Raw genomic sequence first — 24332 nt, 5'->3', positions numbered from 1 at the left:
GTACCGCCCTGATCGTGGAGACGTGAGCGGATCCGCCGTGATCCGTGGCGCGCGGCACGCCGAAGGCAAGGAACGAACGCCGGGCTGTCCGTCGCGGCACCGCGACGGCTCGCAGGTTCCGTCGCTGCGCCGCGATCAGGCGGGCGGGCCCGTCCGTGCCCGCGCGCCGCCCGCGCGCCGTCCCCGCCTCTCCCGCAGTCGGCGTCCGCGCCGGGTCAGGCCCCAGGGCTTGAGCACGGAGATGGCCGTCATGAAGAGATAGGCGCTGGTGGAGACGAGCGGCGCGGCCACCAGACTGCTGTCCGGCACCCCGGCCGCGGCGGCGTTGGCGATCTCCGGACGCAAGGCGAAGACGGTGGCCGCCGCCGTGACGAGCGTCAGCCAGAACTTGGTCCACACCCAGTAGTGGCGGGCCAGCCCCCAGGATGTGCCGAGGGACAAGACGAGGCCGCTGACCAGGGTGATTGCCGCGACCGGAAGAAGCAGCCAGTCGGCGAACACCCCCATCGCCCGGTAGGCGGCCGACGTCAACGAGGGGTCCGCGGTGGTGTAGGCGGTGAGGCCGAGCGCCAGCAGACCGAGCGAGAGCCCCAGCCAGCTGACGGACACGGCGACATGCACGACGAGCAGGATCCTGCGTACGGGACGCTTGAGAGGTTTCACGTGAAACACGGTCCCGCCGCACGCCCGCCGACCGCGTCTGACCGGGGGAGTAACCGCGGCTACTCGCGTCGGCGTACGGACGCTCCGCCGCGGTCAGCCCAGGTCGGGGGCGTGCATGGCGCGTACGCCCTCGATGTTGCCGTCCAGGTAGTGGCGCAGCGACAGCGGGACGAGGTGCACGGCGGCGATACCGACCCGACTGAACGGGACGCGGACGACCTCGTACTCGCCGACCGGCTCCTCCACCTCGGGGCCGTGCCGACGGCTCAGGTCCATGGACTCCAGACGGCAGACGAAGAAGTGCTGCACCTTCACCCCCGAGACACCGCCGTCCTCGATGTGCTCGACGGTGTCCACGAAGCAGGGCACCACGTCCGTGATCTTCGCGCCGAGCTCCTCGTGCACCTCACGGTGCAGGGCGTCGACGACCGTCGCGTCACCCGGCTCGACGCCGCCGCCCGGCGTCACCCAGTACGGGTCCACTCCGGGCTTGGTCCGTTTGATCAGGATGAGGTCGTCGCCGTCGAGGAGGATGGCCCGGGCGGTGCGCTTGACCACTGGACGTTCGGTCATGGCATGAAAATGGCCCGCCGCGTTCCGCTTGAAACGCCCGCAGGGCCGCGACCCCCGACCGTCACCAGTCGACCGCTGCGCGCAACAGCGTCTCGTGCGCCCGGGTGATGTGCGCCAGAGCCAGCGTGCCGGCGCGCACCACCAGGAAGTACGTCCGCAGGGGAGGCACCTGCGGCTCCAGCAGCGCCACGAGGCGGCCGCTCTCCAGCGCCTCCTCGCACAGGTAGCGCGGCAGGACGGCGAGGCCGGCGCCCGAGGCGGCGACTTCCAGGACGGCGCGCAGATCAGGGACGACGACCGTCGCCGAAGCGGCAGGCTTGGACTCGAAGACCGCCGACCAGTACCGGGTGACGAACGGCAGCGACTCGTGGACCTCGATCACCGGGAGCTGGTCGAGCACCACGGAGCCCTTGCTCAGGAGTACCTCCGGCGCCAGCCGGGCGGCCCAGCGCGGCGCCGCCACCAGGACGTGCTCCTCGTCGCACAGGGGCGTCGCCGTCAGCAGTCCGCCACGCGGCCGCGCCGTGGAGAGGGCCAGGTCGTGGCGGCCCGCGGCCAGCCCGTCCAGGCTCTCCTCGGCGGCGGGGAACAGCGACGTGCGCAGCGTCAGCCCCTCCGCCACGAGGGGCGTCAGCGCGGGTAACGCCCGCAGCGCGAGCAGCTCCGGCGGTCCGGCGAGATGAAGGGTGCGGCCCCCGACCCGCCCGTGCCGCCCGGTCTCGGTGATCGCGACGAGGGCGTCCAGGTGCGGGGCGGCCCGGTGGGCGAGCTCGTCCCCGACCGTCGTGGGGGTGACTCCACGGGCCTGGCGCAGGAACAGCGGCCGTCCGAGCTGCCGCTCCAGCGTGCGGATCTGGCTGGTCACGGCCGGCTGGGAGAGACCGAGGAGGGCCGCGGCGCGGGTGAAGGAGCCGGCGCGGTGCACCGTGACGAAGGTCCGCAGCAGGCCCAGATCCATGCCCCTCCCTCTTCCCGGGCAGCGCCCCCGGGAGCCGTACAACTATAAATATGTCGATAGGTCGCTGTCGCTAGCGTGATTGGACACTGACGTACAGTCAACTAGCCTGGTTCAGACCGGGTTCGGGCACACAAGCAGGACGGTCCGAGCCACGAGGGGGGAGGCTCGGACCGTCCGTTCCGCTCAGCGCCCGTCAGCTGTGACGGGCCGCCTCGTCCAGGGCCCGCAGCACGTCCGTGATCAGATCGTCAGGGTCCTCGGCGCCGACCGAGAAGCGGATGAAGCCGGGCGGCACCGCGTCGCCGCCCCATCGGCCCCGCCGCTCAGCCGTCGAGCGCACACCACCGAAGCTCGTCGCGTCGTCGACCAGCCGCAGCGCCCCGAGGAACCGCTCGGCCTGCTCCCGGCCGGCGAGGACGAACGACACGACCGTCCCGAAGCGGCGCATCTGCCGGGCCGCCACGGCGTGCGACGGGTCGCCGGGAAGGCCCGGGTAGCGCAGACCCGTCACGTCGTCGCGCGTGGCCAGCGCCTCGGCCAGGGCCAGGGCGTTGGCGCACTGCCGGTCGACGCGCAGCTGGAGCGTGGCGAGGGAGCGGTGGGCGAGCCATGCCTCCATCGGGCCGGGGATCGCCCCGACGATCTTCCGCCACCTGCGCACACCGGCGAGCAGTTCCGCGTCGCGGCAGGCGACATGGCCGAGCAGGATGTCGCCGTGCCCGGTCATGCCCTTGGTGTCGCTGGCCACCGAGAAGTCCGCGCCCAGCTCCAGGGGCCGCTGCCCCAGCGGCGTGGCGAGCGTGTTGTCCACCGCGACCAGGGCACCGGCGGCATGCGCGGCGTCCACCATGCGCCGGATGTCGCACACGTCGAGACCGGGGTTCGACGGGGTCTCCAGCCACAGCAGCTTCGCGCCGTCCAGCACGGCCAGCTGCGCGTCGCCGCCGGTCGGCGCGGTGCGGACCTCGATCCCGTACGCCTCCAGCTGCTCGCGCACCAGCGGCAGGGCCTGATAGCCGTCCGCCGGGAGGACCACCGCGTCACCGCTCTTGAGCTGCGAGAACAGCACGGAGGAGATCGCGGCCATGCCGGAGGCGAAGACCACGGTCTCCGCCGTGCTGTCCCCGGGCGCCTCCAGCTCCGCGACGGCCCGCTCCAGCAGCGTCCAGGTCGGGTTCTCGTCACGCCCGTACGTGTACGGGCCCGTCGGCTCGCCCGGCAGATGGAAGTGCGCGGCGAACACCGGGCCCGGCAGCGTCGGCTCGTAGGGGTGGGGCTCGGGCAGGCCGGCCCGCACGGCACGGGTGCCGTCCCCGTGGTGGCGGGCGCCGCCCCCGTGCTCGGGAGCCGCCGCCATCAGTCCCGCCCGTCGGGGAGGACGACGTTGAGGGCCCAGGAGACGACCGAGATGATCAGGCCGCCCAGGACGGCGGTCCAGAACCCCTCGACATGGAAGCCGAGCTCCAGCTCGTCGGCGAGCCAGGAGGTCAGCAGCAGCATCAGGGCGTTCACGACCAGGGTGAACAGGCCGAGGGTGAGGATGAACAGCGGCAGCGTGAGCAGCTTCACCAGCGGCTTGACGAGGAAGTTGACCACGCCGAAGACCAGAGCCACGAGGATGAGGGTGAGCGCCTTGCGGCCGGTGTCCTCACCGGTGAGCGTGATGTCCTGGAGCAGCCAGATGGCCACCGCCAGGGCCCCCGCGTTCGCGAGCGTCTTGACTACGAAATTCATCATGTGTCTGATCGTGGCAGACGTGATCGGACCGAGGCAGGGGCGAACGGGCGATGAAGGCATTCCGACTGGACGAGCTCGAGGCGGAGCGGATCGCCAACGACGGCGCGTACCTGCAGTTCCTGCGGGAGCGGAACATGTCCGTGGGGCTGTACGCGCTCGACGCGGGCCAGCTCGACCCGCAGCGGCCGCACAAGGAGGACGAGGTCTACTTCGTCGTCAGCGGCCGCGGCTCGATCACCGTCGGGACGGAGACCACCCAGGTGGGGCGCGGCAGCGTCGTGTACGTGCCGGCCGGGGTGCCGCACAAGTTCAACCACATCACCGAGGACCTGCGGATCATGGTGGTGTTCTCTCCGCCGGAGAGCTGACGCGCCGCCCGTCCCCTAGGGGACGGTTCGGGGAAGAACAGGGGACGCGGGCCCCCCGCCGGACACCCTCGCGCGCCTAGCATCGAAGGCGTTCACCCGTGGCGACGGGCACGTGGTGACGGGAACGCGGCGGCGCGACGTGGCGACGTGGAGAGACGACCCAGAGAGACGAGGCAGGGCGATGGCGGTAAAGGGACTTCTCAGGGGGCTGCCGTGGTGGGTCAAGTGGGTGGCGATACCGGTGGTCGCCGTCGTCCTCTTCGGAGGCGTGATCGCGAGCGCCGCCTTCATCGTGGTCAGCCTGCTGTTCAAGGCGCTCATCATCGTCGCCCTCGTCGGCGGACTGCTGTACGTCGTACGGAAGTTCAAGGGATCGTCGTCGTCAGCGGACGACCGCTGGTGAGCGCGCCCGGCCGTTAGCCCGGCCGGGGGAACGCCCCTGCTGGAAGCCACCCCCGAACGGGGTCTGCCATTAGAGTGGCAGAGCTTCCGCGGCCCTTCTCTGCAGGGGCTGATGAACGCCTTACCAGCGGTTTGTACGACTGTTGCGACTGTATGCCGCGTGATGTGCAGTACACGCGGAGGCGTACGGCGGTGCCAGCGGCGATCGCTCGTGGGCAACATGCCTGGGGGTGACCTTCGGTCATGGCTTCGACTTCCACTGCCCCAACGCTGATCGGCTCGGTGCAGCGGGCGCTCAGGCTGCTGGAGGCCGTCGGGTCCCATGAGGGCGGGGCCCCCGCCAAGCAGCTCGCCCGCGAGACCGGGCTGCCCCTTCCCACGGCCTACCACCTGCTGCGGACCCTCACCCATGAGGGCTATCTCGTGCGCGACAAAGGGCTGTTCACGCTGGGGGAGGCGGCCCGGCGACTGGCCGCGGCCGGCTCGATGCAGAATCGTCGCAGCAAGATCGAGGATTCCCTGGCGCACTGGCGGGACACGATCGGCGTCCCCGTCTGCTTCGCCGTCTACCGGGACGGCGCGATCGAGCTCGTCGCCGTCTCCGATCACCCTGCCACGACGGCCGCCCCCGGTATGGACGACTGGGCCGAGCGGCGACAGGCCGGAGACGAGTTGGCCATTTCCGTACCCCTGATGAGGGGCGAACGCGCCCATCCCGAGATGCAGAGACTCCGCAGCGAGATCGGGGAGCTTCTACGGTTACTCGCCGTCTCTATCAGTATCTGAAAACTCACTCCTTGTGATCCGCTAGCGCGTGCAGGACCATTACGTCAAGAGGGCCAGGAGGTATCAATCCTGGCCAGTTTTGTCGTGGCTACTGATTTCAGAACTGCATCGAGACATTCATCTACAGCGGGGTACATGATGCGCGAGTCGGTTCAGGCCGAGGTCCTGATGAGCTTCATCGTCTCTGAGGAGCTCTCCTTCAGGATTCCGGTCGAGCTCGGGTACGAGACCAGGGACCCCTTCGCGGTCCGGATGACCTTCCACCTGCCAGGGGACGCGCCGGTGACCTGGACCTTCGGGCGGGAGCTGCTCGTCGACGGGATCAACAGCGCCACCGGTGACGGTGATGTGCGGATCGAACCGACCGAGGCCGAGGAGCTCTCCGATGTCCACATCCGGCTGCGCGTCGGTGCTGATCAGGCCCTGTTCCGAGCCAGTGCGCCGCCCCTGGTGGCCTTCCTCGACCGCACGGACAAGCTGGTGCCGCTGGGCCAGGAGTGCTCGCTCGGCGACTTCGACGAGGGGCTGGACGAGGTACTCGGCCGCATTCTCGCCGACGAAAGCACCGGCTGAGGCGGCGTCAGCGGCACGGCCTCACCGGCACGGACAGGCCCGGCACCCCTGACAGGGGCACCGGGCCTGTCCGCGTGTACGCGACCGTCCACCCGGGCCCTTCCCGCCGGGGACGGTCCCCCGTCACTTCTTGCGGCGCCGCCCCCGGCCCGTACGTGCCGGAGCCGCAGCCGCCGCCGACCCCGATGGCCGGTCCGCCGACACGACGAGCGCCGCCAGCCCCGTGGTCACCGGCACCGACGCCACCAGACCGATCGAGCCGACCAGCGTACGGACGATCTCCTGCGCCACCAGCTCGCTGTTGGCCACCGTCCCCACGCTGCTCTGCGCGATCGAGAACAGCAGCAGCAGGGGCAGCGCGGCACCCGCGTAGGCGAGGACCAGGGTGTTCACCACCGAGGCGATGTGGTCGCGGCCGATCCGGATACCCGCCCGGTACAGGGCGCGCGGCCCCATCTTCGGGTCGGCCTGGTGCAGTTCCCAGACCGCCGAGGTCTGGGTGACCGTCACATCGTCGAGCACACCGAGGGAGCCGATGATCACGCCGGCCAGCAGCAGACCGGACATGTCGATGTTCGGGTACAGCCCGTGGATCAGGCCCGTGTAGTCGTCGGTGTTGCCGCTGAGCATGGCCCAGCCGATGAACAGCGAGCCCAGCAGGCCGATGATCAGCAGCGAGATCAGCGTGCCCAGGACCGCCACGGAGGTGCGGGCACTCAGCCCGTGACTCAGATACAGGGCGATGAGCATGATCGCGCTCGACCCCACCACGGCCACGATCAGAGGGTTGGAGCCCTGCAGGATCGCCGGGAGGATGAAGAACGTCAGGAAGACGAAGCTGGTCCCCAGGGCGATCAGCGCCATCAGACCGCGCAGCCGCCCCACGGCGACCACCGCCAAGGCGAAGATCACCGAGAGCAGCAGCAGCGGGAACTTCCGGTTGACGTCCGTCACCGAGTACTGGAGGTCCTCCGGGGCGTCGGGCGCGTACGCCACCACCACCCCCTGGCCCTGCTTCAACTGCCGGGGGGCGTCGGGCTGCACGATCTCGGTGAACCTGCGGCCCTTGTCCTGACCGCTGGTCACCTCGATGGTCGCGCGCTTGCACTCCCCCTGCTGGGCGTTGACAGCCTCCCTGCCCTGCGGGGTGCTCGTGTCGCCGGTCGGCGGGACCTGCGCGGCGTTCACGTCCTTGCAGTCGACCTGCTCGACGCGCACCACCTCGCCCGACTCGGTCTGCCGGTCGAAGCCGACACCGGTGCGCTCGTGCGCCGGCGCGCCGCCCGGCCACAGGACGGCCAGGCCGACGAGTACCGCCGTGGCGAAGGGGATCAGCACTGCGGCGATGACCTTGCGCAGATGCTTGGAGACGGGCGCGGCCGGCCCATGGGCATGTGCGTGGACGTGCGCGAGCGCTTCGGGGTCCGGGTGGTGCCCAGGACCGTGCTCGGGGCCGTGTCCCGACCCGTTTTCCGGGTGCTGATGCGAGGAAGTCACCGACCGATCATCGCAAGAACGACAGGGGCCCTCTGTTCAGCGTGGCCGGAATGACGCTAGCGTGGTGACACCTTTGCACACGCGGGAGCTCGGAGCACCGGGCTGAGAGGGCGCTGACCTCCGTCCTTGCGCTGTTTCACGTGAAACATCGCCGACGGAAGCCGCTGCGTCGACCGCCGAACCTGTTACCGGGTAATGCCGGCGTAGGGAGTAGGTCAGGATGACCGTTCAGGACGCACGCACGCCTGCCTCCAGCACCGAGGAGAGCGGGAAGTCCATCGGCTGGCACAAGGACTACATCGAGGGCTCGCGCCCCGACATCCGTGTGCCGGTCCGCAAGGTGCACCTCACCAACGGCAAGGACGTGACCCTCTACGACACGTCAGGGCCGTACACCGATCCGCATGTCGAGACCGACGTACGCCGCGGACTCCCGGCGCTCCGGGAGAATTGGATCATCGCGCGCGGCGACACCGAGGAGTACGCGGGCCGCCCCGTGCGGCCCGAGGACGACGGCATCAAGCACACCTCGCCGCGCGGCGGGCTGCGCAACCTCGACGCCGTCTTCCCCGGCCGTCCGCGCCAGCCCCGGCGAGGACGCGGCGGCCAGGCCGTGACGCAGCTGGCGTACGCCCGGAGGGGCGAGATCACGCCGGAGATGGAGTACGTCGCGGTCCGCGAGAACGTCTCCCCGGAGGTCGTACGCGAGGAGATCGCTGCGGGCCGCGCCGTGCTGCCCGCGAACGTCAACCACCCGGAGATCGAGCCGATGATCATCGGCAAGCGGTTCCTGGTGAAGGTCAACGCGAACATCGGCAACTCGGCGGTCACCTCCTCCATCGAGGAGGAGGTGGAGAAGATGACCTGGGCGACCCGCTGGGGCGCCGACACGGTCATGGACCTCTCCACGGGCCGCAACATCCACACCACGCGCGAGTGGGTGCTGCGCAACTCCCCCGTGCCGATCGGCACCGTGCCGCTCTACCAGGCGCTGGAGAAGGTCGACGGCAAGGCCGAGGAGCTGACCTGGGAGATCTACAAGGACACCGTCATCGAGCAGGCCGAGCAGGGCGTCGACTACATGACGGTCCACGCCGGTGTGCTGCTGCGGTACGTGCCGCTGACCGCGCGCCGCAAGACGGGCATCGTCTCGCGCGGCGGCTCGATCATGGCCGCGTGGTGCCTGGCGCACCACAAGGAGTCGTTCCTGTACGAGAACTTCGAGGAGCTCTGCGAGATCCTCGCCGCGTACGACGTGACGTTCTCGCTCGGTGACGGTCTGCGGCCCGGCTCGATCGCCGACGCCAACGACGAGGCGCAGTTCGCGGAGCTGCGGACGCTCGGCGAGCTCAACCGCATCGCCAAGGCGCACAACGTCCAGACGATGATCGAGGGCCCGGGCCATGTCCCGATGCACAAGATCAAGGAGAACATCGACCTCCAGCAGGAGATCTGCGAGGAGGCGCCGTTCTACACGCTCGGCCCGCTGACCACGGACATCGCCCCGGCGTACGACCACATCACCTCCGGTATCGGCGCGGCGATGATCGCCTGGTGGGGCACCGCGATGCTCTGCTATGTCACGCCCAAGGAGCACCTGGGCCTGCCGAACCGCGACGACGTGAAGACCGGTGTCATCACGTACAAGATCGCGGCGCACGCGGCGGACCTCGCCAAGGGCCACCCGGGCGCCCAGGAGTGGGACGACGCGCTGTCGGACGCGCGGTTCGAGTTCCGCTGGGAGGACCAGTTCAACCTGGCCCTCGACCCGGACACCGCGCGGGAGTTCCACGACGAGACGCTGCCGGCCGAGCCCGCGAAGACCGCGCACTTCTGCTCCATGTGCGGACCGAAGTTCTGCTCGATGAAGATCTCGCAGGACATCCGGCGTGAGCACGGCGGCGATCTCAAGCAGGACGAGATCGAGGCCGGGATGGCGGAGAAGTCCAAGGAGTTCGCCGCCGCGGGCAACCGGGTCTACCTGCCGCTGGCGGACTGAGCCGGCTACCGGAAGCACGAGGCGGGTCCGCGACTCACGGGGGGAGTCGCGGGCCGGCCTCGGGTCGCGGAACCGGGGACGGCGCGACGTGGTCGATCCGCCATGATGCGTGGATGACGTACAGCGACACGCCCGGCGGGGGATCGATGGGCGGCACCGGGGTGGTGCGGTGGAAGGCGACCGGCAAGGTGCGGTCGTTGGTCTGGGACGGGGAGGACCTCGTCGACAGAGTGGACGGAGGACGGCGCTGGACGTCGGACGGCGTCGAGCACCTGTCGGGACGCCTGTACGCGTACCCCTTCGACCGGGCCGTCGTCTCGCCGTCCGGCCGGTACACCGTCGCGTACACCGAGCGGGGGACCAAGGCACTGCTCCTCGACGGACAGCGGATTGTCCGTGAGCTCAACCGGAGCTACTACCACGCCAAGGACTTCGACTACCCGATGGCGTTGGGCGCGCTCACCGACGGCCGGGAGGTGCTGGTGCACTGTCCCGACAGCTATGAAGTCATCGAGATCGAGGACGTGGCGACGGGTGAGCGGCTCACTCATGGCGAGCGGACGCCGAGTGACGTCTTCCACTCCAGGCTTGCCGTGAGCCCCGACGGCAAACACCTCCTCTCGGCCGGCTGGCTGTGGAGTCCGTTCGGGATTGCCCGCGTGTACGAACTCGAACGGGCGCTGGCCGAGCCGGCCGTGCTCGACGGTGAAGGCCTCCTGCCGTCGTGGAGCTGGGTCGACGCCGAGATCGAGGCCGCCGGTTGGCTCGACGGCGATCGCCTGGCGGTGGCGACCGGTGAGGACGAGGCCGGCGATGACGACGAGGACGACCCGGCGACGCTGGGGCCCAGGCAGTTGGGCGTGTGGTCGCTGTCGGAGCAGAGGTGGTTGCACAGGCACCGGCTTGAAGGTCCGGCGGGCACCCTCATCGGGCACGGTGAGGGGGTCGTCGCGCTGTACGAGCACCCGCGGCTGATCGACGTTGCCTCTGGAGCTGTTCTCGCCGAGTGGCCGGAGGTCAAGGTCCCGCGGCGTGTCGGCAGCTACGGGGTGAAGCACGTACCGACTCCCGTGGCCGCTCTTCATCCGGACGGCAGCCGTCTGGCGGTGGCCCAGACGGATGGAATCGCGATCATCGCGCTTCCGCAGCCGGCTTCGTGTACGTCTCCGCCGGAGTCCTTCAGTCGATGAAGATCTCGCAGGACATCCGGCGCGAGCACGGCGGCGATCTCAAGCAGGACGAGATCGAGGCCGGGATGGCGGAGAAGTCCAAGGAGTTCGCCGCCGCGGGCAACCCGGTCATTCCGCGCTCGTTTCCGGCGCCGCGAGTCCCGGTCCTGTGAAGCCGGTGCCCGACGGGCGGGGGAGCGGGCGGGGCCTCTCGGTGGAGAGGAGACCGCCCTGGTCGGTGACCTGGTCCCGCTCGGCAAGGGCTTCGCGGAGGAAGGGCACGATGCCCCGTTCCACCAGGGCGTGGCGCCACGCGTCGCGGGCGAGCGACAGTTCGTCGCTCCGGGCGCCCGGTACGGCGGTTTCGGCGGGCTGGTTGCGCAGGGCGGTGACCAGCAGGCCGATGGCGGCCACCAGCAGTCCGGCGGCCGTGACGGCGGCGAAGAACCAGCCGGCGGTGAGCAGCGGACCGGCCACCTGCGGCGGCGGGTCGAGCATCTTCAGCACGTACCCCAGGAGCAGCAGGACGAGGGCGGCGGTGCCGGCGAGGATCGGGGTGAGGACGGTGACGACGACACCGAACCCGGCGCCCGGCGCAGCCCCGTCGTCATGGCCGCCGAGCACGGAGGCCACGACCGACGCGCCCGACGGTCTGCGGTGCTCGTCCCGTACGCGCACATAGACCGCGTACTCGGTGGCGGCGGCCGCGCTGATGAGGGCCACCGCGCCCAGCGCCATCGCGCGGAGCTGGCCTCTGTCGAGCCGGCGGCCGATGGCGGCCAGCTCCGGACGGTCGTGCGCGGTGCGCAGCGCCTCGTCGAGGAGGCGCTCGTACTCGGCGCGGTCCTCGGGCAGCAGGTGCGGAGCCCACTTCATGTGCGTCCCCCGATACTCCCGTGGGGCGTGACGGCCCGCGGAGAAAGGGCAGTTGGGAACGCGATGGTAGAGCGGTCACCCCGAGCGGTGACAGGGGTTTCCGGAATTCGCCTGTTTCCGGATGCGCTCAGTGAGGAAGCGGCAGCTGCTGGACGAGGAGCTTTCCGGCCATGGTCACGCCGCCGTCCATGGCGATCGCGAGGCCGTCCGCGTACACATGCGGGCCCTCGACCACGGGTCCCGTGCTCTCGCCGTCGGCGTCCTCGGTGCCGACCTCTCCCAGCAGGTACGGGATCGGGCTGTGGCCGTGGACGACGCGCTCCCCACCGTACGCCGCGAGGAGTTCGCGTACGGCGTTGGCGCCGCCCTCGTCGCGGAACGCGAACCGCTTGGTGAACTTGCGGAACAGGTCCCAGCACTCGTCGGCGTCGTTGCGGGTGAGGATCTCGTGGATCGTGTCGTTGACGTCCTCGATGGTGTCGCCGTACTCCAGGTAAGCGGTCGTGTCGGAGTGCAGCAGCAGATGGCCGTCCTGCTCGACGATCGCGTCGAGGCGGGACATCCACTGCAGGTGCACGTCCTGGAGGCGGTCCATGTCGCTCTTCTGGCCGCCGTTGAGGAGCCAGGCGGCCTGGAAGGTGGCCGTGCCGGCCCCGGAGTTCACGGGCGTGTCGCCGAAGCGCTTCGCGCCGAGCAGCAGCAGCTCGTGGTTGCCCATCAGCGCCTTGCAGTAGCCGCCGGCGGCGGCGGCCTCGGCGGAGAGGCGCATAACCAGGTCGATGACGCCGATGCCGTCGGGACCGCGGTCGGTGAAGTCACCGAGGAACCACAGGCGGGTGTTGCCCGCCGCCCAGTGGCCGTCGCCGTCGATGAGGCCCTGCTCGCGCAGCGCGGCGAGGAGCTCGTCCAGGTAGCCGTGGACGTCGCCCACGACGTACAGCGGGCCGGGGCCTGGGCCCTGGCCGACCACCGGCGCCGGGGCGGCGGCGGGGGCGGGCGGCGCGCTGACGGTGACCTGGAGTGTGTCACCCCGGTTGATCACCGGCAGGTCTCGCTCGGTGGGCGTGTAGCCGTCGGGGTAGTCGTCGTCGGGGAAGGCGTTGCCCGGGTGCGGCGGCGCCTGGAACTGTGGCGCCTGCGGCGGCTGGACGTGCTCCTGCGACTGTTGCGGCTGCGGCTGCGGCTGCGGTGCCGGGGGCTGGGGCTGTGCCTGCGGCTGGGCGGCCGGAGGCTGGGGCGGCTGGTGAGGGGGCGCGGCCGGGGCCTGCGGGGCCTGGGGCTGCGGCGCCGGGGCCTGCGGGGCCTGGGGCTGGTGCGGCTGCGGGGGAACACGCTGCTCGGAGGGGTGCGGTGCCCGCTGCGGCTGCTCGGCCGGCTGCTGCGGGGCAGGCTGCGGCGGCTGCGGATGTTCGGAATGACCCTGTACGGGCACCTGGGCGTACGGCGGTACGCGGAAGTCGCGCAACGTCGCCGTCCGCACCACGGGTCCCTGACCGGCCCCCTGAGTCATCGACCCCTCCACCACCGTCGCGACGCCCTCACATCGCGGACCGGCCTGGTCGGAGCGGCCCGCGCTGTCGTGCGCCCATCATAGGAATGAGGCTTGTGCTGTGTGACGCACCAGGGGTGGTGAATCCGGAAGCACCCGCGGTTCGCCGGATGTTTCGCCCCAATTGCGAAGGTCTGGAAAGAGGAAGGCGGGGTTCCCGGCGCGCCCTGCCAGGGAACCCCACCGACTCGTCGTGGGCATCCGACCCGGTTGGTCCGGGACTGGCCCGAGACGTCCTAATCCTGGCGTGGCTGGCGCGGCGGACTCACGGTCGTGCGCGGCGGCCGGCGCTGCGAGGACGTACGGACGATCAGCTCCGTCGGTATCACCTGCTCGACGGGCCGGTGGTGTTCGATGCCCTCGATCGCGTCGATCAGCAGCTGCACCACGGCGGTGCCGATACGGCGCGGCTTCAGCGACAGGGTGGTGATCGGCGGCTCGGTCGTGGCGTACACGGTCGACTCGCTGCAGCAGACGAGCAGCAGGTCGTCGGGGACGCGCAGCCCGTACCGGCGCGCCGCGGCCAGCAGGTCCGTGCCGTTCGGATCGAACAGCCCGTACACGGCGTCCGGGCGGTCGGGGCGGGCCAGCAGCCGGTCCGCGGCGACGGCGCCGGCGCACGGGTCGTGGGCCGGGTACGCCTCGTACACGGGGTCCTGGCCCACGCGGGCGCACCAGTTGAGGTACGCGGTGGTGGAGAGGCGCGTGTACGTGTCCGTGGTGGTGCCGGTGAGGAGGCCGATCCGGCGGGCGCCGGCCTCGGCGAGGTGGTCGAGGATGCCGAGGACGGCCGCCTCATGGTCGTTGTCGACCCAGGCCGTGACCGGCAGCGAACCGGCGGGGCGGCCGTCGGAGACGACGGGCAGGCCCTGGCGGACGAGCTCGGTGACGACCGGGTCGTGGTCGGACGGGTCGATGACGACGGTGCCGTCGAGGGCCACGTTCGACCAGACGTCCGCCGGACTGCGGCGTGAGGTGGCGGGCAGGATGACGAGGGCGTAGCCGCGGGCGAGCGCCGCGGAGGTGGCCGCCCGCGCCATCTCGGCGAAGTAGGCGAACTCGGTGAAGGTGAAAGGTTCATCCCCGTAGGTCGTCACGGTCAGGCCGATGAGGCCCGACTTGCCGGTACGGAGCGTGCGGGCGGCTGCGGAGGGCCGGTAGCCCAGCCGATCGGCCACCTCGCGGACGTGGCGGCGGGTGGCGTCCGGGAGCCGGCCCTTGCCGTTGAGCGCGTCGGAGACAGTCGTGATGGAGACGCCGGCCGCGGCGGCCACATCCCGGATGCCCGCGCGCCCCTGCCGGCTCCCCCGGGTCTGTGCCCGGCTCACCTGGTGCTTCCCTGCTGCTGTCATGGCGTGCCGATAGTAGGCGGACGGCGACGGAATGCGACGGCCGCATAATCCGGCGTTGACAGGCACGTTTCTGCAAGGTCAAGGGTGGCCAACGGTAGGGAAAGCCAAGGGAGTTGGCCGGTTTCGCGATGGGCTGGCGGTTGTCCACGCGCATAGTCCGGGTGGCTGGGCGGCGGGAGGGGAAGCTTTCAACTCACCTCTACGGGGGACGCGCGCCACGGCGCGAGCCACCCGCGCGCGCCAGGGCGGCGCGCGCCCCCCTGGGGCGGCTGGCCCCATGGAACCCGGCGGGCCGGATGGACGGACGGCCGGGCCGGGATACCCGCGCCGGCCGGCGGGCCGGGACGTCCTACGGCTCGCGGCCGGACCGCCGGAGGAGTGGCCGGCGGGGCGGATGGACCGGCCTGGACGGCAGGCGGCTGCATCGGCCGGATGACCGGTGGGGGATGGGCCGGGCGAACGCGGCCGGATCGACCGGTCCGCCGGCGCCCGGATCGTCCGGGGCGGGGGCGGAGACCGGGTGGGCCACGGGGGCGGCGGCTGGATCCGGCCGCTGAGCCGGCGCCTTCCGCGCATTGGGTTCATTCGGCCATTCGCATGAGAGCCGAATCCTCATAAGGTGTGCAGTATCCGTGGGACATACGGTCGAGGAGGACCACAGTGAGCGAGACAAGCCCCAAGCTGCGCGCCGTGCTGGACAACATCCCCACCTACAAGCCGGGGAAGCCGGCCGCCGCCGCCGAAGGCCGCGTTGCGTACAAGCTGTCCTCCAACGAGAACCCGTACCCGCCGCTGCCGGGCGTCATGGAGAAGGCGCTGGCCGCGGCGGCGAACCTCAACCGCTACCCCGACCTCGCCTGCACGGAGCTGATGAACGAGCTGGCCGAGCGCTTCGGGGTGCCTGTGACGCACCTGGCGACCGGTACGGGCTCCGTCGGGATCGCCCAGTCGCTGGTGCAGTCCACGGCCGGCCCGGGTGACGAGGTGATGTTCGCCTGGCGCTCGTTCGAGGCGTACCCGATCGTCACCCAGATCGCCGGTGCCACGCCCGTGATGGTCCCGCTGACCGAGGACGGTACCCACGACCTCGACGCGATGGCGGAGGCGATCACCGAGCGGACCCGCCTGATCTTCGTCTGCAACCCGAACAACCCCACCGGCACCGTGGTGCACCGCGCGGAGCTGGAGCGGTTCCTGGACCGGGTGCCCTCGGACATCCTGGTCGTCCTCGACGAGGCGTACATCGAGTTCATCCGGGACAACGAGGTGCCCAACGGCATCGACCTCTACCGCAACCGCCCGAACGTGGCGGTGCTGCGCACCTTCTCCAAGGCGTACGGCCTCGCGGGCATGCGCGTCGGCTTCGCCATCGCCCACGAGCCGGTGGCGGCCGCGCTGCGGAAGACCGCCGTGCCGTTCGGCGTCACCCAGGTCGCGCAGGACGCGGCGGTGGCCTCCCTGCGCGCAGAGGACGAGCTGCTGGGCCGCGTCGGCGCGCTGGTGAACGAGCGCACGCGGGTGGTCGAGGGCCTGGCGGCCCAGGGCTGGGAGCTGCCGGTGACGCAGGCCAACTTCGTGTGGCTGCCGCTGGGGGAGCTGTCCGGCGAGTTCACCGCCGCTTGCGAGGAGGCCGGGGTCGTCGTGCGCCCCTTCCCGCCGGACGGTGTCCGCGTGACGATCGGCGAGGTCGAGGCGAACGACATCTTCCTGCGGACCGCCGAGGCGTTCCGCAAGGAGAAGTTCTGATCCAGCCCTGATCCAGGTCCCGCCCGGGCCCGCGGCCCAGGCCAGGGCAGCCGGCTCGTCCGGTGCCCCGCCGCCGCGGCCTTGAGAGCCCCCGTGAGCCCCGTGCTCACGGGGGCTCCGGCGTTTCAACGGAATGTAGAGCCCCCGCTCATAGGGACCCCCGCGTCGAGCTGCGGATTTCGTGTGAGTCATAATTGCTTGTGATTGTGAACGCATTCACAAGCGCGCCTGTTTCCTTCCAAGATCGACCGGAATCGGCGGGCGGACGACATGCCGTGCGGCTGCGAGGCCGCAGGGCGGCTAGGCCGTAAGGAGAAGATCGTCGTGGACCTGGCTCTGGCGCCAGAGACGCTGGCGCGGTGGCAGTTCGGTATCACCACCGTCTACCACTTCCTCTTCGTCCCTCTGACCATCTCACTCGCCGCGCTCACCGCCGGTCTGCAGACCGCGTGGGTGCGCACCGACAAGGAGAAGTACCTCCGGGCCACCAAGTTCTGGGGCAAGCTCTTCCTGATCAACATCGCGATGGGTGTCGTCACCGGCATCGTGCAGGAGTTCCAGTTCGGTATGAACTGGTCGGACTACTCACGGTTCGTCGGTGACGTCTTCGGCGCGCCGCTCGCCTTCGAGGCGCTGATCGCGTTCTTCTTCGAGTCGACCTTCATCGGCCTGTGGATCTTCGGCTGGGACAAGCTGCCCAAGCGCATCCACCTCGCCTGCATATGGATGGTGTCGATCGGCACCATCCTCTCCGCGTACTTCATCCTGGCCGCCAACTCCTGGATGCAGCACCCGGTCGGCTACAGGATCAACAAGGAGTCGGGCCGCGCCGAGCTGACCGACTTCTGGGCCGTGCTGAGCCAGAACACCACCCTCACCCAGGTCTTCCACACCTTCACCGCCGCCTTCCTGACCGGTGGCGCGTTCATGGTCGGCATCGCCGCCTTCCACCTGGCCCGCCGCAAGCACATCCCGGTGATGAAGACCTCGCTGCGGCTCGGTCTGGTCACCGTGGTCGCCGCCGGCATGCTGACCGCCGTCAGCGGTGATCTGCTCGGCAAGGTCATGTACAAGCAGCAGCCCATGAAGATGGCCGCCGCCGAGGCGCTCTGGGACGGCGAGGCGCCCGCCCCGTTCTCCGTCTTCGCCTACGGCGACGTCGACGAGGGCCACAACAAGGTCGCCATCGAGATCCCCGGCCTGCTGTCCTTCCTCGCCAACGGCGACTTCACCTCGCACGTCCCCGGCATCAACGACACGAACAAGGCCGAGCAGGAGAAGTACGGGCCCGGCGACTACCGGCCCAACATCCCCGTCGCCTACTGGTCGTTCCGCTGGATGATCGGCTTCGGCATGGCCTCCTTCGGGCTCGGCCTGCTCGGGCTGTGGCTCACCCGCAAGAAGTTCCTCCTGCCGAAGGCGCTGCGCGTCGGCGACGACGAGGTGCCGCACCTGGTCCTGTTCCGCAAGCCCCTCGGACACCGCCTGACCCGGATGTACTGGTTCGTCGCCCTGTGGACCCTGGCCTTCCCGCTGATCGCCAACTCCTGGGGCTGGATCTTCACCGAAACCGGCCGCCAGCCCTGGGTCGTGTACGGCGTGTTCCGCACCAGCGACGCCGTCTCCCCCGGTGTCTCGCAGGCCGAGGTCCTCATCTCGATGACCGCCTTCACGCTGCTCTACGCGGTGCTCGCCGTGATCGAGTTCAGGTTGCTCGTGAAGTACGTCAAGGCCGGGCCTCCCGAGCTCACCGAGGCCGATCTCAACCCGCCCACCCGGATCGGCGGCCACGACCGCGACGCCGACCGCCCCATGGCCTTCTCGTACTGAGGAAGGGGAGCGAGGCATGGAACTCCACACCGTCTGGTTCGTCCTGATAGCCGTCCTGTGGACCGGCTACTTCTTCCTGGAGGGCTTCGACTTCGGCGTCGGCGTCCTCACCAGGCTCCTCGCCCGTAACCGGGTCGAGAAGCGCGTACTGATCAACACCATCGGGCCCGTCTGGGACGGCAACGAGGTGTGGCTGCTCACCGCGGGCGGCGCCACCTTCGCGGCCTTCCCGGACTGGTACGCCACCCTCTTCTCCGGCTTCTACCTGCCGCTGCTGGTCATCCTGCTCTGCCTGATCGTGCGCGGAGTCGCCTTCGAGTACCGGGCCAAGCGGCCCGAGGACCGCTGGCAGCGCAACTGGGAGCAGGCCATCTTCTGGTGCTCCCTCATCCCGGCCGCCCTGTGGGGCGTGGCGTTCGGCAACCTCGTACGCGGGGTGGAGATCGACGCGTCCAAGGAGTACGTCGGTACCGTCTTCGACCTGTTCAACCCGTACGCGCTGCTCGGCGGGCTGGTCACGCTGACGCTCTTCACCTTCCACGGAGCGGTGTTCACCGCGCTCAAGACCGTCGGTGACATCCGGGCGCGGGCGCGGAAGCTCGCCTGGGGGCTGGGTCTGCTGACCGCTGTCGTGGCGCTCGCCTTCCTCACCTGGACGCAGGCGACGCGCGGCGACGGGACGAGCCTGGTCGCGATGGGCATCGCCGTGGTGGCGCTCGTCGGGGCGGTCGGCGCGATCAAGGCGGGACGCGAAGGCTGGTCTTTCGCGCTGTCCGGCGTCACGATCGCAGCGGCGGTTGCCATGCTGTTCCTGACGCTCTTCCCGAACGTCATGCCGTCGTCGCTGAACCCGGACTGGAGTCTGACCGTGACCAACGCGTCGTCCAGCCCGTACACCCTGAAGATCATGACCTGGTGTGCGGCCGTCGCCACACCGGTCGTCCTGCTCTACCAGGGCTGGACCTACTGGGTGTTCCGCAAGCGCATCGGCACCCAGCACATCGCCGAAACCCACTAAGTCACCGGGGCCCGAGGCGGGCGCCCCTGTTTCACCTGGACGTGTTTCACGTGAAACATCGCCCGCCGCCAGGCCACCGGGCCCAGGCACCACCGGCAGGGGATGTTTCACGTGAAACCGATCGATCCGCGGCTTCTCAGGTACGCCCGCGCCACACGCCTCTTCCTGCTGGCGGTGGTCTTGCTGGGCCTGGTGGGGGCGGCGCTGGTGGTCGCTCAGGCGATGCTCGTCGCCGAGGTCGTCGTCGGCGCCTTCCAGCGCGGCATGGCCGTCGACGACCTCACCCTGCCGCTGATCCTGCTCGCCGTGGTGGCGGTGGGCCGCGGGCTGGTGTCCTGGCTGACCGAACTGGCCGCCCACCGCGCCAGCGCGGCGGTCAAGTCGGAACTGCGCGGACGGTTGCTGGAGCGGGCGACCGCGCTCGGCCCCGGCTGGCTGAGCGGCCAGCGGACGGGCTCCCTCGTGGCGCTCGCCACGCGCGGCGTCGACGCGCTGGACGACTACTTCGCCCGCTATCTGCCGCAGCTCGGCCTCGCCGTCGTCGTCCCCGTGGCCGTCCTCGCGCGGATCGTCACCGAGGACTGGGTGTCGGCGGCCATCATCGTCGTCACCCTGCCGCTGATCCCCGTCTTCATGGTCCTCATCGGCTGGGCCACCCAGGCCCGCATGGACCGCCAGTGGAAGCTGCTGTCCCGGCTGTCCGGCCACTTCCTCGACGTGGTCGCCGGGCTGCCGACCCTCAAGGTGTTCGGCCGCGCCAAGGCGCAGGCGGAGTCGATCCGCTCCATCACGGCGCAGTACCGGCGGGCGACGCTGCGCACCCTGCGGGTCGCGTTCCTCTCGTCGTTCGCGCTGGAACTGCTGTCGACCCTGTCGGTGGCGCTGGTGGCCGTCGGCATCGGCATGCGCCTCGTGCACGGCACCCTCGACCTGTACACCGGTCTCGTCATTCTGATCCTCGCGCCCGAGGCGTATCTGCCGCTGCGCCAGGTCGGCACGCAGTACCACGCGGCGGCGGAGGGGCTGTCGGCCGCCGAGGAGGTCTTCGCCGTCCTGGAGTCGCCCGTACGGGAGGCCGGGTCGGAGGTACTGCCCGAGGGGCCGGTGCGCATCGAACTGGACGGGGTGACCGTACGGCACGAAGGCCGCGCCGAACCGTCGCTGGACCGGGCCTCCCTGGTGGTCGAGCCCGGCGAGACGGTCGCCCTGGTGGGGCCGAGCGGCGTCGGCAAGTCCACGCTCCTGGACGTGGTGCTGGGCTTCACCGCGCCCGACGAGGGCACCGTACGGGCGGGTGGTGTGGACGTCGCGGCGCTGGACCCGGAGCGGTGGCGGGAGCGCGTGGCCTGGGTGCCGCAGCGGCCGTACCTCTTCGCCGGGACGATCGCCGAGAACGTGCGCCTGGCCAGGCCGGACGCGGACGACGACGCCGTACGGGCGGCGCTGCGGGAGGCGGGCGCCGACTTCGTCGCGGCGCTGCCCGAAGGGGCCGGCACGGTGCTCGGCGAGGACGGCGGCGGACTGTCGGCCGGTCAGCGGCAGCGGCTCGCGCTGGCAAGGGCCTTCCTCGCCGACCGGCCCGTGGTGCTGCTCGACGAGCCGACGGCCGCGCTGGACGGGGAGACCGAGGCGGCCGTCGTGGAGGCGGTGCGCAGGCTCGCCGCCGGACGCACGGTGCTGCTGGTGGTGCACCGGCCGGCGCTGCTCGCCGTGGCGGACCGCGTCGTCGCGCTGACGCCCGGGGTGTCCGGCGCGGCCGGGGCGCCCGGCGTGGGGGCGGCCCCCGCCGAGGCCCCGACCGGCGTGGCGGGCTCGCCCGGCGCGGCCGTGGGCGGGGCCGGGGCGGCCGGTGTGGCGCGGGACGACGCGGATGCGGGGGCCGGGGCTTCCGCGCGGGCTTCTCGTGGAGATACCGGCGAGACGGCGCCCGGTGGGCGGACGGCAGGCGGAGGCCCAGTCGGCACGGGGGCTCCCGCGGTGATCGATGTCGGCACCGACATGGTCGACGACGCCTTCGGCGTGGTGGGCGGCCTGTACGGAGGCCGGTCCGCCGCCCGCCCGGACCGGGCCGGCCCCGTCGCCGCCGGCGCCGGGCGCGACGTGCTGGCGAGGGTCCGCGGCATGGCCGGGGAGCTGCGCGGGCGGCTCGCCCTGGCGCTGCTGCTCGGCAGCCTGGCCCTCGCCTCCGCGGTCGGACTGATGGCCGTGTCCGGCTGGCTGATCTCGCGGGCCTCGGAGCAGCCGCCGATCCTCCATCTGATGGTCGCCGTGACCGCCACCCGCGCCTTCGGTATCGGGCGGGCGGTGTTCCGGTACGCCGAGCGGCTCGTGTCGCACGACGCCGTGCTGCGGATGCTCGCCGATCTGCGGGTCGCCGCCTACCGGCGCCTGGAGCGCATCGCCCCGGCCGGGCTGCGCCGCACCCGCCGCGGGGACCTGCTGTCCCGGCTCGTCTCCGACGTGGACGCCCTCCAGGACTACTGGCTCCGCTGGCTGCTGCCCGCCGGTACGGCCCTGCTGGTCGGTGCGGGTGCCGCGGGGTTCACGGCGTGGCTGCTCCCCGAGGCGGGGGCCGTCCTCGCGGTCGGGCTCCTCGTGGCGGGCGTGGCCGTCCCGGTGCTCGGCGGTGCCGTCGCCCGGCGCGCCGAGCAGCGGCTGGCCCCGGCGCGGGGCGTCCTCGCGTCCCGTGTGGTCGACCTGCTGCGCGGCTGCGCCGAGCTGACGGTGGCCGGTGCGCTGCGGAGTCGTATCGCACAGGTGAAGGAGGCGGACGGGGCGCTCACCCGGATCGCCGCCCGCCAGTCCGCCGCGACGGCCCTGGGCGGCGGGCTCATCGCGCTGGCCACCGGACTGACGGTGGCGGCGGCCGCCCTGGTCGGCGTCCAGGCCGTGCGGGACGGCAGGCTCGACGGGGTGGCCCTCGCGGTGGTCGCGCTGACCCCGCTCGCCGCGTTCGAGGCGGTCGCGGGGATGCCGCTGGCCGTGCAGTACCGGCAGCGGGTGCGGCGCAGTGCCGAGCGGGTCTTCGAGGTGCTCGACGCCCCCGCCCCCGTCACCGAGCCGGAGCGGCCCGAGCCCGCCCCCGGGAGCCCGTTCCCGCTGGAGCTGCGCGGGGTCACCGCGCGGCACCCCGGACAGGACCGGGACGCCCTCGCCTCGTTCGACCTGCGTCTGGACCGGGGCCGGCGGGTGGCCGTCGTCGGCGAGTCCGGCGCCGGCAAGACGACGCTCGCGCAGGTGCTGCTGCGGTTCGTGGAGGTCGGCTCGGGCGCGTACCGGATCGGCGGCACGGACGCGACGCGGCTCGACGGGGACGACGTACGGCGGTTCATCGGACTGTGCGCCCAGGACGCCCACCTCTTCGACAGCACCATCCGCGAGAACCTGCGGCTCGCCAGGACCGGGGCCGGGGACGAGGAACTGCGCGCCGCGCTCGCCGAGGCGCGGCTCCTGGAGTGGGTCGACGGCCTTCCGGACGGCCTGGACACGCTGGTCGGCGAGCACGGGGCACGGCTCTCGGGCGGACAGCGCCAGCGGCTCGCCCTGGCCCGGGCGCTGCTCGCGGACTTCCCGGTGCTCGTGCTCGACGAGCCCGCCGAGCACCTCGACCTGGCCACGGCCGACGCGCTCACCGAGGACCTGCTGCGCGCCACGCGCGGGCGCACGACGGTGCTCATCACCCACCGGCTGCGCGGGCTCGACACGGTCGACGAGGTGATCGTCCTGGCGGAGGGCCGGGTCGTGCAGCGGGGCCCGTACGCGGAACTGGTCGCCGCGGACGGCCCGCTGCGGCGGATGATGCGGCGCGAGGAGGCGGCGGACACCCTCAGCGCGTAGGACGCGGCGGGCGGGGCGCTGCCGCCGGGGCTGGTGCGCGGCGGCAGCGGGCCGGGTGGGCCGGTCGGCGGTACGGCCGTAGACCGGACGGCGGTATGGCGGCGGCCGGGGCCGCGAGATGCCGGGCAAGCCGGGGCGGAGGGGCCACCATCCCAGGATGCGCCCCCACCACGGCCGACGGTCACTGCCCTGGCCGGCGCTGTCCGCGCTGGCCGCCCTGCTCGCCCTCGCGCCTCCGGCCTGCGCCGCGGCACAGACGGCCGTGCCCACCGCCGCCGTGCCGGCTGCCGCCGCACGGCCCTCCGCCGGGCCGGCCGTCGCGGTGCCCGCTGCCGTCGCCGGGCGGGACGGCCCGGAGGTCAGCGCCGAGGTGGCACGGCTGTTCGCCGAGGCGTCACGGGTGACGGAGGCGTACGAGCGGGACAGGCGCGCGGCGGCCGTGCAGCGGGCCACTGCCCGGCGGCTCCAGGCGGAGCTGGAGGAGAAGCGGCGCGAACTGGTGGAGCTGCACGGCCGCGCGGGCGAGGTGGCCCGCGCCCAGTACCGGACGGGCGGTCCCCTGTCGGTGACCGCGCGGCTGCTGCTGGCCGACGACCCGGAGGACGCGCTGCGCACGGAGCGGGCGGCACGGCAGGCGGGCCGGGCCGTCAACCGGCTGGTGCACCACACGGACCGGGCCCGGCGGCTGCTGGACGCCGCTGCGGCCCGGGCGAGCGCCGCGTGGCGGGACCTGGAGGCGCGGCAGGCGCGGCTGGCGGCGGTGAGGCGTGACCTGGAGGCGCGGCTGGAACGGGCGCGGTGGCGGCTCCAGGCGGAGGCGGACCGGAGCGTGGCGGCCGGCAGCTGCCGCGGCGCGGTGCGGCTGGGGCAGCCGGCGGGTGGCGCCCTCGCGCGGGGCGAGCGGGGGCGCGCGTGGGTGGCGCCGGTGTCGGAGGCGGACGGGTACGCGTTGTCGGCCGGCTTCGACAGCGCGGGACGGCACTGGGCGCGGCGGCACACGGGGCAGGACTTCGCGCTGGACATCGGTACGCCCGTGCGGTCCATCGGGGCAGGGCGCGTCCACGCCGTGTCGTGCGGCGGCGCCTTCGGCATCGAGGTGCTCGTACGCCATGACAACGGCTGGTACTCGCAGTACGCGCACCTGGCGTCGGCCGCCGTGGAGCCAGGGCAGCGGGTGGCCGCCGGCCAGTGGGTCGGCCAGGCGGGCACGACCGGCAACTCGACGGGACCGCACCTGCACTTCGAGGTGCGCGTGACCCCGTACCTCGGCTCCGGGGTGGACCCGCTGGCCTGGCTGCGGGACCACGGGGTGGAGCTGGGCGCACGGCGGCCATGAGCCTCTGGCGGGCCGTGCCTGCGGGGCGGCCGTGAGGCTCTGGCGGGCCGTGCCAGGCGGCTC

21 protein-coding genes are annotated in these 24332 nt (G+C 71.8%); 12 read left to right on the top strand and 9 right to left on the bottom strand.

What is annotated here, in order from left to right:
• Positions 1-135: 135 nt before the first annotated feature.
• The 5 genes from ACSUPT_RS14430 to ACSUPT_RS14410 form a co-directional block, all read right to left on the bottom strand.
• Positions 136-663: a DUF2269 domain-containing protein gene (locus tag ACSUPT_RS14430; protein ID WP_436944555.1), complete on the bottom strand. Its 528-nt coding sequence runs from the start codon at positions 661-663 to the stop codon at positions 136-138.
• Between the two features lie 93 nt (positions 664-756).
• On the bottom strand, positions 757-1236 hold the full coding sequence (locus ACSUPT_RS14425) for an NUDIX hydrolase (protein WP_351966150.1): 480 nt from the start codon (positions 1234-1236) through the stop codon (positions 757-759).
• Between the two features lie 61 nt (positions 1237-1297).
• Entirely contained in the window at positions 1298-2194 is an 897-nt protein-coding gene (locus tag ACSUPT_RS14420; RefSeq protein ID WP_436944554.1) for a LysR family transcriptional regulator, read from the bottom strand.
• Positions 2195-2387: 193 nt separating this feature from the next.
• The gene (locus ACSUPT_RS14415; RefSeq protein WP_436944553.1) at positions 2388-3551 is read right to left on the bottom strand and encodes a cystathionine gamma-lyase; all 1164 of its coding nucleotides are present in this window, start codon (positions 3549-3551) and stop codon (positions 2388-2390) included.
• The gene (locus ACSUPT_RS14410) at positions 3551-3931 is read right to left on the bottom strand and encodes a phage holin family protein (protein WP_351966147.1); all 381 of its coding nucleotides are present in this window, start codon (positions 3929-3931) and stop codon (positions 3551-3553) included. Before ACSUPT_RS14410 ends, ACSUPT_RS14415 begins: the two co-directional genes overlap by 1 nt.
• 50 nt (positions 3932-3981) lie before the next feature.
• Between ACSUPT_RS14410 and ACSUPT_RS14405 the strand changes: the two genes are divergently transcribed.
• The 4 genes from ACSUPT_RS14405 to ACSUPT_RS14390 all read left to right on the top strand — a co-directional run bounded on the left by ACSUPT_RS14405 (position 3982) and on the right by ACSUPT_RS14390 (position 6060).
• Positions 3982-4299, top strand: a complete 318-nt coding sequence (locus ACSUPT_RS14405; protein WP_436944551.1) for a cupin domain-containing protein — start codon at positions 3982-3984, stop codon at positions 4297-4299.
• Positions 4300-4480: 181 nt separating this feature from the next.
• Positions 4481-4702: a DUF5326 family protein gene (locus ACSUPT_RS14400; protein WP_399218667.1), complete on the top strand. Its 222-nt coding sequence runs from the start codon at positions 4481-4483 to the stop codon at positions 4700-4702.
• Positions 4703-4944: 242 nt separating this feature from the next.
• Complete coding sequence (locus ACSUPT_RS14395; protein WP_351966144.1) at positions 4945-5487, top strand: helix-turn-helix domain-containing protein; 543 nt, start codon at positions 4945-4947, stop codon at positions 5485-5487.
• Positions 5488-5625: 138 nt separating this feature from the next.
• Positions 5626-6060: an SsgA family sporulation/cell division regulator gene (locus ACSUPT_RS14390; protein WP_028964043.1), complete on the top strand. Its 435-nt coding sequence runs from the start codon at positions 5626-5628 to the stop codon at positions 6058-6060.
• Between the two features lie 123 nt (positions 6061-6183).
• Here ACSUPT_RS14390 and ACSUPT_RS14385 read toward each other — a convergent pair whose 3' ends face one another.
• Positions 6184-7557 (bottom strand): YibE/F family protein, encoded by a 1374-nt coding sequence (locus ACSUPT_RS14385; RefSeq protein WP_351966143.1) that lies wholly within the window; start codon positions 7555-7557, stop codon positions 6184-6186.
• A 220-nt stretch (positions 7558-7777) separates the two neighbouring features.
• Here ACSUPT_RS14385 and thiC point away from each other — a divergent pair, with 220 nt between their 5' ends.
• The 3 genes from thiC (at position 7778) to ACSUPT_RS14370 (ending at position 10898) form a co-directional block, all read left to right on the top strand.
• Positions 7778-9556 carry a phosphomethylpyrimidine synthase ThiC gene (gene thiC, locus ACSUPT_RS14380; protein ID WP_351966142.1) on the top strand — a complete coding sequence of 593 codons (1779 nt, stop codon included), beginning with the start codon at positions 7778-7780 and terminating at the stop codon, positions 9554-9556.
• 113 nt (positions 9557-9669) lie between these two features.
• The gene (locus tag ACSUPT_RS14375; RefSeq protein ID WP_436944549.1) at positions 9670-10746 is read left to right on the top strand and encodes a hypothetical protein; all 1077 of its coding nucleotides are present in this window, start codon (positions 9670-9672) and stop codon (positions 10744-10746) included.
• Positions 10743-10898 carry a hypothetical protein gene (locus ACSUPT_RS14370; protein WP_399218809.1) on the top strand — a complete coding sequence of 52 codons (156 nt, stop codon included), beginning with the start codon at positions 10743-10745 and terminating at the stop codon, positions 10896-10898. Before ACSUPT_RS14375 ends, ACSUPT_RS14370 begins: the two co-directional genes overlap by 4 nt.
• On the opposite strand, the gene ACSUPT_RS14365 is transcribed toward ACSUPT_RS14370, so the two are convergent.
• The 3 genes from ACSUPT_RS14365 to ACSUPT_RS14355 form a co-directional block, all read right to left on the bottom strand.
• Positions 10855-11601, bottom strand: a complete 747-nt coding sequence (locus ACSUPT_RS14365; protein ID WP_436944548.1) for a hypothetical protein — start codon at positions 11599-11601, stop codon at positions 10855-10857. The genes ACSUPT_RS14370 and ACSUPT_RS14365 overlap by 44 nt on opposite strands.
• Before the next feature lie 127 nt (positions 11602-11728).
• Positions 11729-13111: a metallophosphoesterase gene (locus tag ACSUPT_RS14360; protein ID WP_436944547.1), complete on the bottom strand. Its 1383-nt coding sequence runs from the start codon at positions 13109-13111 to the stop codon at positions 11729-11731.
• Between the two features lie 275 nt (positions 13112-13386).
• Positions 13387-14502 (bottom strand): LacI family DNA-binding transcriptional regulator, encoded by a 1116-nt coding sequence (locus tag ACSUPT_RS14355; RefSeq protein WP_436944546.1) that lies wholly within the window; start codon positions 14500-14502, stop codon positions 13387-13389.
• Positions 14503-15162: 660 nt separating this feature from the next.
• On the opposite strand from ACSUPT_RS14355, the gene hisC reads away from it, so the two are divergent.
• The 5 genes from hisC (at position 15163) to ACSUPT_RS14330 (ending at position 24269) form a co-directional block, all read left to right on the top strand.
• Positions 15163-16248 carry a histidinol-phosphate transaminase gene (gene hisC / locus ACSUPT_RS14350; RefSeq protein WP_351966137.1) on the top strand — a complete coding sequence of 362 codons (1086 nt, stop codon included), beginning with the start codon at positions 15163-15165 and terminating at the stop codon, positions 16246-16248.
• A gap of 324 nt (positions 16249-16572) precedes the next feature.
• The gene (locus ACSUPT_RS14345; protein ID WP_351966136.1) at positions 16573-18078 is read left to right on the top strand and encodes a cytochrome ubiquinol oxidase subunit I; all 1506 of its coding nucleotides are present in this window, start codon (positions 16573-16575) and stop codon (positions 18076-18078) included.
• Between the two features lie 16 nt (positions 18079-18094).
• Positions 18095-19096, top strand: coding sequence for a cytochrome d ubiquinol oxidase subunit II (cydB, locus tag ACSUPT_RS14340; protein WP_351966135.1), 1002 nt, complete (start codon positions 18095-18097; stop codon positions 19094-19096).
• Between the two features lie 111 nt (positions 19097-19207).
• Entirely contained in the window at positions 19208-22933 is a 3726-nt protein-coding gene (cydD, locus tag ACSUPT_RS14335; protein WP_436944544.1) for a thiol reductant ABC exporter subunit CydD, read from the top strand.
• 157 nt (positions 22934-23090) lie between these two features.
• Entirely contained in the window at positions 23091-24269 is a 1179-nt protein-coding gene (locus tag ACSUPT_RS14330) for a M23 family metallopeptidase (RefSeq protein ID WP_436944542.1), read from the top strand.
• Positions 24270-24332: the final 63 nt, after the last annotated feature.

The organism is Streptomyces sp. SudanB25_2051 (assembly GCF_964272635.1).
Classification (GTDB): domain Bacteria; phylum Actinomycetota; class Actinomycetes; order Streptomycetales; family Streptomycetaceae; genus Streptomyces.
Note: the sequence above shows the minus strand (reverse complement) of the source record. Positions and strands in the feature narration are given on the sequence as shown.

Coding starts and splice junctions, on each gene's coding strand:
- ACSUPT_RS14355 (WP_436944546.1), bottom strand. CDS start 14,502: ATGACAGCAGCAGGGAAGCACCAGGTGAGCCGGGCACAGACCCGGGGG.
- thiC (WP_351966142.1), top strand. CDS start 7,778: ATGACCGTTCAGGACGCACGCACGCCTGCCTCCAGCACCGAGGAGAGC.
- ACSUPT_RS14375 (WP_436944549.1), top strand. CDS start 9,670: ATGACGTACAGCGACACGCCCGGCGGGGGATCGATGGGCGGCACCGGG.
- cydB (WP_351966135.1), top strand. CDS start 18,095: ATGGAACTCCACACCGTCTGGTTCGTCCTGATAGCCGTCCTGTGGACC.
- ACSUPT_RS14405 (WP_436944551.1), top strand. CDS start 3,982: ATGAAGGCATTCCGACTGGACGAGCTCGAGGCGGAGCGGATCGCCAAC.
- ACSUPT_RS14360 (WP_436944547.1), bottom strand. CDS start 13,111: ATGACTCAGGGGGCCGGTCAGGGACCCGTGGTGCGGACGGCGACGTTG.
- ACSUPT_RS14395 (WP_351966144.1), top strand. CDS start 4,945: ATGGCTTCGACTTCCACTGCCCCAACGCTGATCGGCTCGGTGCAGCGG.
- ACSUPT_RS14415 (WP_436944553.1), bottom strand. CDS start 3,551: ATGGCGGCGGCTCCCGAGCACGGGGGCGGCGCCCGCCACCACGGGGAC.
- ACSUPT_RS14390 (WP_028964043.1), top strand. CDS start 5,626: ATGCGCGAGTCGGTTCAGGCCGAGGTCCTGATGAGCTTCATCGTCTCT.
- ACSUPT_RS14425 (WP_351966150.1), bottom strand. CDS start 1,236: ATGACCGAACGTCCAGTGGTCAAGCGCACCGCCCGGGCCATCCTCCTC.
- ACSUPT_RS14410 (WP_351966147.1), bottom strand. CDS start 3,931: ATGATGAATTTCGTAGTCAAGACGCTCGCGAACGCGGGGGCCCTGGCG.
- ACSUPT_RS14330 (WP_436944542.1), top strand. CDS start 23,091: ATGCGCCCCCACCACGGCCGACGGTCACTGCCCTGGCCGGCGCTGTCC.
- ACSUPT_RS14370 (WP_399218809.1), top strand. CDS start 10,743: ATGAAGATCTCGCAGGACATCCGGCGCGAGCACGGCGGCGATCTCAAG.
- ACSUPT_RS14365 (WP_436944548.1), bottom strand. CDS start 11,601: ATGAAGTGGGCTCCGCACCTGCTGCCCGAGGACCGCGCCGAGTACGAG.
- ACSUPT_RS14420 (WP_436944554.1), bottom strand. CDS start 2,194: ATGGATCTGGGCCTGCTGCGGACCTTCGTCACGGTGCACCGCGCCGGC.
- ACSUPT_RS14400 (WP_399218667.1), top strand. CDS start 4,481: ATGGCGGTAAAGGGACTTCTCAGGGGGCTGCCGTGGTGGGTCAAGTGG.